The sequence below is a fragment of the Erythrobacter sp. genome (assembly GCF_038133525.1).
In the GTDB taxonomy this organism is placed as follows: domain Bacteria; phylum Pseudomonadota; class Alphaproteobacteria; order Sphingomonadales; family Sphingomonadaceae; genus Qipengyuania.
In genome coordinates this window covers 1-8,245 of record NZ_JAYPTL010000060.1, presented here as the reverse complement: position 1 = coordinate 8,245, position 8,245 = coordinate 1, and the positions used below count along the sequence as shown (strand labels likewise).

General features: G+C 62.2%; 8 protein-coding genes. 3 read left to right on the top strand and 5 right to left on the bottom strand.

Features of this window, described 5'->3' with window-relative positions; all coding sequences use genetic code 11:
• The coding region (gene glmU, locus AAFM29_RS13985) for a bifunctional UDP-N-acetylglucosamine diphosphorylase/glucosamine-1-phosphate N-acetyltransferase GlmU (protein WP_341713401.1) at positions 1-1,332 on the top strand (1,332 nt) is incomplete at its 5' end.
• Between the two features lie 68 nt (positions 1,333-1,400).
• The gene (locus tag AAFM29_RS13980; RefSeq protein ID WP_371830754.1) at positions 1,401-1,607 is read left to right on the top strand and encodes a hypothetical protein; all 207 of its coding nucleotides are present in this window, start codon (positions 1,401-1,403) and stop codon (positions 1,605-1,607) included.
• Between the two features lie 51 nt (positions 1,608-1,658).
• Here AAFM29_RS13980 and AAFM29_RS13975 read toward each other — a convergent pair whose 3' ends face one another.
• Entirely contained in the window at positions 1,659-3,779 is a 2,121-nt protein-coding gene (locus AAFM29_RS13975; RefSeq protein ID WP_341713400.1) for a prolyl oligopeptidase family serine peptidase, read from the bottom strand.
• A gap of 11 nt (positions 3,780-3,790) precedes the next feature.
• Entirely contained in the window at positions 3,791-5,329 is a 1,539-nt protein-coding gene (locus tag AAFM29_RS13970) for a hypothetical protein (RefSeq protein WP_341713399.1), read from the bottom strand.
• 127 nt (positions 5,330-5,456) lie between these two features.
• Here AAFM29_RS13970 and AAFM29_RS13965 point away from each other — a divergent pair, with 127 nt between their 5' ends.
• Positions 5,457-6,098, top strand: a complete 642-nt coding sequence (locus AAFM29_RS13965) for an SGNH/GDSL hydrolase family protein (protein ID WP_341713398.1) — start codon at positions 5,457-5,459, stop codon at positions 6,096-6,098.
• Positions 6,099-6,191: 93 nt separating this feature from the next.
• Here AAFM29_RS13965 and AAFM29_RS13960 read toward each other — a convergent pair whose 3' ends face one another.
• The 3 genes from AAFM29_RS13960 to AAFM29_RS13950 all read right to left on the bottom strand — a co-directional run.
• On the bottom strand, positions 6,192-6,449 hold the full coding sequence (locus AAFM29_RS13960) for an ATP synthase F1 subunit epsilon (protein ID WP_173212233.1): 258 nt from the start codon (positions 6,447-6,449) through the stop codon (positions 6,192-6,194).
• A 4-nt stretch (positions 6,450-6,453) separates the two neighbouring features.
• Complete coding sequence (atpD, locus tag AAFM29_RS13955) at positions 6,454-7,911, bottom strand: F0F1 ATP synthase subunit beta (RefSeq protein ID WP_341713397.1); 1,458 nt, start codon at positions 7,909-7,911, stop codon at positions 6,454-6,456.
• A 34-nt stretch (positions 7,912-7,945) separates the two neighbouring features.
• Positions 7,946-8,245, bottom strand: a 300-nt coding sequence (locus AAFM29_RS13950) for a hypothetical protein (RefSeq protein ID WP_341713396.1), incomplete at its 5' end; no start/stop codon positions are given.

Sequence of the window (8,245 nt, the reverse complement as noted above, 5' to 3'; positions counted from 1 at the left end):
CGTGCAGCCGGCAAGGGCACCCGCATGAAGAGCGGGACGCACAAGGTGCTTCACGCGATCGCTGGCAAGTCCATGCTCGAGCATGTGCTGGCGAGTGTCGGTGAATTGGGCCCAAAGCATACCGTTGTGGTGGCCGGGCACGGGCGTGAACAGATCGAGGCAGCGGTGGGCACGCGTGCGACCATCGCGCTGCAGGAACCGCAACTTGGCACCGGGCATGCGGTGCAACAGGCAGAGGCGACTCTGACGGGTTTCGACGGCGATGTGCTGGTGCTCTACGGCGATGTACCCTTCGTCCGGGCTGCGACCATGCAAAGGATGCTCGACCGGCTGCATGAGGCTGACGCCCCACCTGCGGTGGTGCTGGCGTTCCGTGCGCGGGATCCGGGCGCCTATGGCCGGGTGATCAGCGAAGATGGCAAGACCATTGCCAAGATGGTTGAGTTCAAGGACGCTAACCCTGCAGAGCGAAAGGTCGACTTGTGCAATTCGGGGATGCTGGCCGTACGGGCGAGTGATCTTTTCGCGCTCTTGCGGCGTATCGGCAACGACAATGCCGCAGGCGAATACTACCTGCCCGATATCGTGATGACCGCATTGGCCGATGGCCGTGTGAGCGCATTCGTCGAAACCGCGGAAGCCGAGGTTCAGGGCATCAATTCGCGCGGCGAGCTGGCCGCCGCCGAGGCGCAATGGCAGAGTCTGCGGCGCGAGGAGGCGATGGAGGCGGGCGTTACCCTGCGTGCCCCGGAAACGGTGTTCTTCAGCTACGATACCGAATTGGCGGCTGACGTGACGATCGAACCCAATGTCGTCTTCGGCCCCGGCGTCAAGGTTGCGAGCGGCGCGACGATCCGCGCCTTCAGCCATCTCGAAGGTGCGACAGTGGGCGAGGGTTGCGAAGTGGGTCCCTATGCCCGCCTGCGGCCCGGAGCAGTGATGGAAAAGGGCAGCAAGGTCGGCAATTTCGTCGAAATGAAAAAGACGGTCCTGGGCGAGGGAGCGAAGGCCAATCACCTGACATATCTCGGCGACGCGGAAATCGGCGCGGGCGCCAATATCGGTGCCGGGACGATCACCTGCAATTACGATGGCTATTTCAAGCATAAGACCGTGATCGGCGAGCGTGCGTTCATCGGTTCGAACAGCGCGCTGATCGCGCCGGTTACCATCGGCGCAGACGCGATCGTCGCGGCTGGCAGCGCGGTCAGCCGTGACGTCGGCGCCGGGGATCTGCGCATGGTCCGCGCGGAACAATTGGTGAAGCAGGGCTGGGCCGACCGCTTCCATGATGCGATGAAAAAGAAAAAGGCGGCGGAGAAGAAGGACTGAGCGAGGGGCGCACGACCTGCTGGCTATGCACCCGTCCCATCGGGACGCGGACCGAGCTTCACCACCCGGTGCCAAAAACGAAGAAGGGCCGCTTCACCGTCCCCGTCCATCCGATCTGCCACCGCGCGATCCATGCCAATTTCAGCAATGCCGAACTCGCGCGGATCGGTGAGGATCGCACGGTTCTGCTGCAAAACGATGCGCTTGCCAGGTTCGTCAAGTGGGTGTCGGACAAGCCGCCCGATTTCCACGCACCGACCCGTAGCCCCCGCTGAACGAAAAAGGGCGGCACAACGGCCGCCCTTTTGTTTGCGCAAAGGCTGGGATCAGTCCGCCAGCCGCTGGAGCAGGTAGATGAACTGCAGCGCCTGCAGCTGCGCACGCTGGTCATTGTCCACGCCGCCCGAATGGCCGCCGGTCATTTCCTCGTAATAGTAATAGGGCTGGCCCAGCGCCTTGAGCTTGGCCGCGCCCTTGCGGGCATGGGCCGGATGGGTGCGATCGTCGGCTGTCGAGGCCCACAGGAACGGAGTCGGGTAATCCACGCCCGAGACGATCTTCTGATAGGGCGAATAGCCTTCGATCCAGGCACGCTGTTCGGGGATACGTGGATCGCCATATTCGCCGATCCACGATGCACCGCGACCGATCAGGTGGTAGCGCAGCATATCGAACAGCGGGATCTGCACGATCACCCCGCCGAACAGGTCCGGGCGCTGCGTCATTGCCGTGCCGACTAGCAATCCGCCCTGCGAACCGCCCTGGATGCCGAGATGTTCCGCGCTGGTGATCTTCCGCGCGATTGCATCTTCGGCGATTGCGATGAAATCGTCCCAGGTGCGCTGCTTGTTTTCGCGGATGGCGCTCTGGTGCCACATCGGCCCGAATTCGCCGCCGCCGCGCATATTGCCGAGGATATAGACCCCGCCGCGCTCAAGCCACATCTTGCCGATCGAACCGAGGTAGCTCGGCAGACGCGGAACCTGGAAGCCGCCATAGCCGGTCAGCAGGGTGGGGTTAGTCCCGTCGAGGATCATGCCCTTGGGCTTGACCACGAAATAGGGGATCTTGGTCCCGTCCTTGCTCGTCGCCTCGAACTGTTCGACCGACATGCCCGCCGCGTCGAAATAGGAGGGCGAGGTCTTGAGCACTTCCATCGAGCCAGTGTTGCCATCGAGATAGAACAGGCGCGTGGGGTTGAGGAAATCGGTGACGGTGAACATCACTTCATCGCGCTCGTCGGACGAGGCTGCGACGGAGATCGTCGCGTTTTCAGGCAGGTCGACGGCGCTTTCTGTCCAGGCGCCATCGGCGAAATCGAATTTCACCACCTTGCCGCGCACATTGTCGAGCAGTGCGACATAGAGGCTGTCCGAAGTGATCGTGGCACCCTGCTTGGTCTGCCGGTCGCCGGGTGCCCAGACCAATGTCTTGGGTGCACCATTGGGATCAGCCTTGAACGCCTCCAGCTCGACCGCGACCAGCGAGTCCGCGGGGAAGGTCTGACCCTGCGTCTCCCAGTCGACATCGGTCGAAAACAGCAGGTGTCCGTCGACGATGCCGTAGGGCGAAGCCTTGAGCGGTATGTCGAGCCGCAGCCATTCGCCGTCTTTCTGGAAATAATACTCGGTTTCATGGAAACTCACCGCGCGGAAGGCGGTCATCCCGTGGACCGTGCCGGCCCCGTCGCGCAGCAGGCTGGCAGCCGACCAGACGTCGCTGGTTTCACCGCGGAACAGTTCGGGCGCGTCGGCAATATCGGTGCCGCGCTTCCACAGCCGCGAGCTGAGCGGATATTCGCTGTCGGTCAGCGTGCCCTCGCCGAAATCGCGGCTGACGAGCAGCGTATCCTGGTCGAGCCACTCGATGCCGCCCTGGCTCTCGTTCTCCAGCGTAAAGCCGCCCTCGACGAAGCTTTTCGTCTGCATGTCGAACTCGCGCAGGATGCTGGCGTCCTTGCCGCCATCCGATAGCGCGATCATGCACAGCCGCTGTGCGGGCGGCATGCAGGTCGAACCCTTGTAGACCCACTCGCGCCCCTCAGCCTTGGCCAGTGCATCGACGTCCAGCACGGTTTCCCATGCGGGGGTCTCGGTGCGATAGCTCTCAAGCGTGGTCCGGCGCACCAGGCCGCGCGGGTTCGCCTTGTCCTGCCAGAAATTGTAGAGGCCGTCGGGGCGGATCGAGACGAAGGGGATCTTGTCCTCGCTGTCGTAGATCGCCAGCGCTTCGGCCTTCAGTTCCTCGAAACGCGGGTCCTTGGCGAGCAGGCCGAGCGTGCGTTCGTTCTCCGCACGCACCCAGTCGAGCGCTTTCTCGCTACGGGCGTCTTCAAGCCAGATATTGGGGTCCTCGGCCGGACCGGGAATGCCGTCATCGGCGGCGGCGGAAACAGGATTTGCCAGCGTCATGGCGGCGGCCATGGCCAGCATGGATACGAGTTTCAAGTGCAGTCTCCCTATGGTTCTTTGCGGGGGTTGTTGCTGTCGAGCATTTTGGCGGAGGGGGAGTCGGCAGCCCGTCGCGCCCAAACGCGAATCTTGCGCTTGTGTAAGGTCTCGTCTGCGATCTCCAAGTAGTCACGGTCGATCGCAGCCTTGACCAGCGCCTCGGTGTTCTTGTTTTGCGGTGTGAACGCCGTGTCTGCGGTGACGATCACTGGGGGTTTCGTTGCGAGAATGCGAGCCACTTCGGCAGTTTGCGAAACGCCTAGCGCACCGCTCTCAAGCAGGTTGTTGAGGTGATCGGGGTAAATGAACCGCGTTGGCAGGCAACTACCAGACAATCGATAAAGCGATGTCGGACCATCATAGACCCAAAGGCAGTTCTGTTTGCTGTCGACTTTGGCGGAAATTGCGTGGGCGAGCCGGTCGAGCGCAGCGCGCTGGGTCTGCGACTGCTGGATCTGATGCGGCAAGAATAGAATATAGCTTGCCCCTGCAACCAGCAGTACCAAGGGCGCGATGCCGGCGGGTCCACGACGATCGAGCAGCGGTAATGCCACCAGTACTGTCGCCGGGACGACTGCTGCAAAGTAGTAGCGATATACTGTTGCGGGAAGGAAGATTGTCGCCAGGCACGCGACGAACCAGAGCAGGTAGAACATGTAAGTTTGCCGATCACGTGGCGGGGTCATCCGCACTGCGGCATACATCCCACCGGCTGCCAGCAGCACCAGCGGCATCAAGAACAATACCAGGTCCGTGTATAGTCGACCCGCATCGGAAGGCATGCGGTCGAAGAATGAAGTGATGTTGGCGAACAACCACGCGTCCCAGTACCCTGTAAGGGCATAACCTCCCGCTACCAGTGCGGTCGGCAGAAGGCCAAGGGCGCCAAAGGCGGCCGCCAAGGCAACGAGGCGTGGCATAGCGGCGCCATTCCTGTGCGCGCCCCAAAGCACCCACAGACCGAAGAACAGGCATTGGGGAATGGCGGTGTACTTGACCTGTAAGGCAAGGCCGCCAATCAGCATTGCCAAAACTGCGCGCCTTACGGCCTGTGGATGGTCATGGTTGCGGACCAGCAGCGCCATCGCGACCATCATCGGTACGAAAAAGGCCTCAGAGTTGCCAGAAAGCGCGCCATAGGTGGACATCAGCGCGATGATCAGAAAGCCCGCCCCAAACGCCGTCACGCGGTCTACGAGGCAACGCGCAAGGGTGAAACCCATCATCGCGCTGGCGAAAATGAACAGCGCAGCGAGCATCTGATACGCTATCGGTCCCGGGCCGCCAACGGCATGGGCAACAGCATAGATCGCGAACAGTCCGAATGGCTTGCGATCCCACAAGTCTACGTAGGGCAGCGCACCTTGCGTCATGGCGTTGCCGATCAGCGAATAGAGTTGCTCGTCGATGTCGGCATTGGCGTCACCAAACCATGGAGCGCGTATGATCAGGGTCGCTACTGCGAGCAAACCGAAAGCCAGCCAGTCGGCGTGGGAGCCGTTCCATTGGCAGGAAGGTGTCTTCGCCTTGGGCGTTGAGGTGACCATGGGAGTGTTTGTTTCCCTCTGTTTGCCCCTATCCTGATGGCGAGTTGGTTAATTAACCTTCAGGCGTGTTCAGTGGATGGCACTTGATTCACGTTTTCTTGGCGGTTGATTCCATAGGAAAATAGCTATGAGCTGGCGATCAAGAAAAGGCCTCGTTGCTGCAGGTTGGATGCTGGTGATCTGTGTGGGGTTGCTAGGAACAATCGCGGCTTGGGCGATCGCGCCTTATCCCGGGTACCGCTATTCCCTTCTCGATACCGCAGGGGCGTTCATTCGCGCACCATTTGCCGATCGAATTGTTCTCGGCGATAGTCGGGTGCGAAACGCCGTACCAACCGACGACGCGTTGTTCATTGGCTATAATGGAGCAACCACGCGTGAGCTGGAGCGGATGGCCAGCGTTCTATGCAGCGTCAGCGATGCGCCGTTGGTGTTTGCCCTGGGGGTCAACGATAGCCAACCGTGGGCTATTGATACGCAAGCCTCACTTGCCAGTGTTGAGCGCGTGGTCGAACATTGCGGCCCTCAGCGCACATACCTCATGGAAATTTGGGCGGTTGAGCCGGATAAAGAAACACTCGGGAAGTTCTACGACCCGGACACCATTGCCAAGCTTTCGCATGATTTCGCGAAGCTGGCTGAGCAGACCGGCGCGCATTGGGCGCCAGCACCTCGGCTGGTTGGCCACACCCATGACGGGGTCCACTTCACCCCCGATGTTTCTCGTGACTACCTGGCCTTCCTTGCCGCATTGCCCAGAGGCAGGTAGCCAACGCCCCGCAAAAGCGCTTGCGGATCGCCAGCCCATAACGAAAAGGGCGACCCGCGGGCCGCCCTTTCATTTCCTTGATGTCCGGAACCGTCAGCCTTCGACGTGTTCGGCCAGTACGGTCAACCCGTTCTCGCCAACCTCGGCGAAGCCGCCGCGGACCTCGATCACTTCAGGTGCGGCGCCTTCGGTCTTGTAGACCTGCACTGCACCGTCGCGGATGGTGGACATGAAGGGCGCGTGGCCCTCAAGCACGCCGAATTCGCCTTCCGCGCCGGGGACGACCACCATGTGGACGTCTTCCGAGCGGACCAGCTTGGCCGGCGTGACGAGTTCGAAGTGGAGGGCCATGTCCTTACGCGTCCTCGGCCAGCTTCTTGGCCTTGGCAACCGCCTGGTCGATGCCGCCAACCATGTAGAAGGCAGCTTCCGGCAGGTGGTCGTATTCGCCGTCAACAACCGCCTTGAACGACTTCACGGTGTCTTCGAGCTGGACGAACACGCCCGGGATGTTGGTGAACACTTCGGCCACGTGGAACGGCTGCGAAAGGAAGCGCTGGATCTTGCGCGCGCGGGCGACGGTCAGCTTATCTTCTTCCGACAGTTCGTCCATGCCGAGAATGGCGATGATGTCCTGCAGGCTCTTGTACTTCTGCAGCGTTTCCTGGACGCGACGGGCGGTCTCATAGTGCTCCGCACCGACGACGCGCGGTTCGAGCACGCGCGAGGTCGAGTCGAGCGGGTCGACCGCCGGGTAGATGCCGAGTTCCGAAATGGCGCGCGACAGCGTGGTGGTCGCGTCCAAGTGGGCGAACGAGGTCGCCGGCGCCGGGTCGGTAAGGTCGTCCGCGGGAACGTAGATCGCCTGCACCGAGGTGATCGAACCCTTGGTGGTCGAGGTAATGCGTTCCTGCAAGTTGCCCATGTCGGTCGCCAGGGTCGGCTGGTAGCCCACAGCCGAAGGAATACGGCCGAGCAGTGCCGACACTTCCGAACCCGCCTGGGTGAAGCGGAAGATATTGTCGACGAAGAACAGCACGTCCTGGCCTTCGACGTCGCGGAAGTATTCCGCCATGGTCAAGCCCGAGAGCGCGACGCGGGCGCGGGCGCCCGGGGGCTCGTTCATCTGGCCGAACACCAGTGCCACCTTCGAACCGTCCGAAGTCGGCTTGCCGTCGGCGTCCTTGGCGATAACGCCAGCGTCGAGGAATTCGTGGTAGAGGTCGTTACCTTCGCGGGTACGTTCACCGACGCCCGCGAAAACCGACACGCCGCCGTGACCCTTGGCGATGTTGTTGATCAGTTCCTGGATCAGCACGGTCTTGCCCACGCCGGCGCCGCCGAACAGGCCGATCTTGCCGCCCTTGGCGTAGGGTGCGAGCAGGTCGATAACCTTGATGCCGGTGACCAGGATCGCCGCTTCGGTCGACTGGTCGATGAACAGCGGGGCTTCGGCATGGATCGGGGCCGAGCTTTCGGCACCGATCGGGCCCATTTCGTCGATCGGCTGGCCGACGACGTTCATGATGCGGCCGAGCGTCTTCGGGCCGACCGGAACCGAGATCTGCGCACCGGTGTTGACGACTTCCTGCCCGCGGACGAGGCCTTCGGTCGCGTCCATTGCGATGGTGCGGACGGTGTTTTCACCGAGGTGCTGCGCGACTTCGAGAACCAGCGTGTTGTCGCCGTTCTTGGTCTCGAGCGCGGTCAGGATCGCCGGCAGTTCGCCTTCGAACTGGACGTCGACGACGGCGCCGATGACCTGGCTGATGGTGCCGTTGGGGCTCTGGTTAAGCTTGGGTGCGGTGGCCATGATGCGTGTGTCCTACTGGCTCAGAATGCTGTGATTACGCGCCGGTCGCGGCGCAGACGGTGGTCGGGTCGGCAAGAACCCAGCCGGTGTTGTCTTCGTTGGCGGTAAGGGTCGCCTTGTTACGCAGGTATTCGTCATCGCCGAGACCGTATTCGCAGACGACGTCCTTCGAACCGAGGCCCGCGCGCTTGCAGACGGCGGTGTTGACCGGCTTGGCGTCCTCGCATGCGGCCGCAAAGACCGTCGTGAAGGTCTGCTGGTCGGGAGCGGGCAGGGTGCTCACCGGCTCGGGCGTCGCGGCAACGGTTTCCGCGGCGGCAGGGGCGTCTTCGGC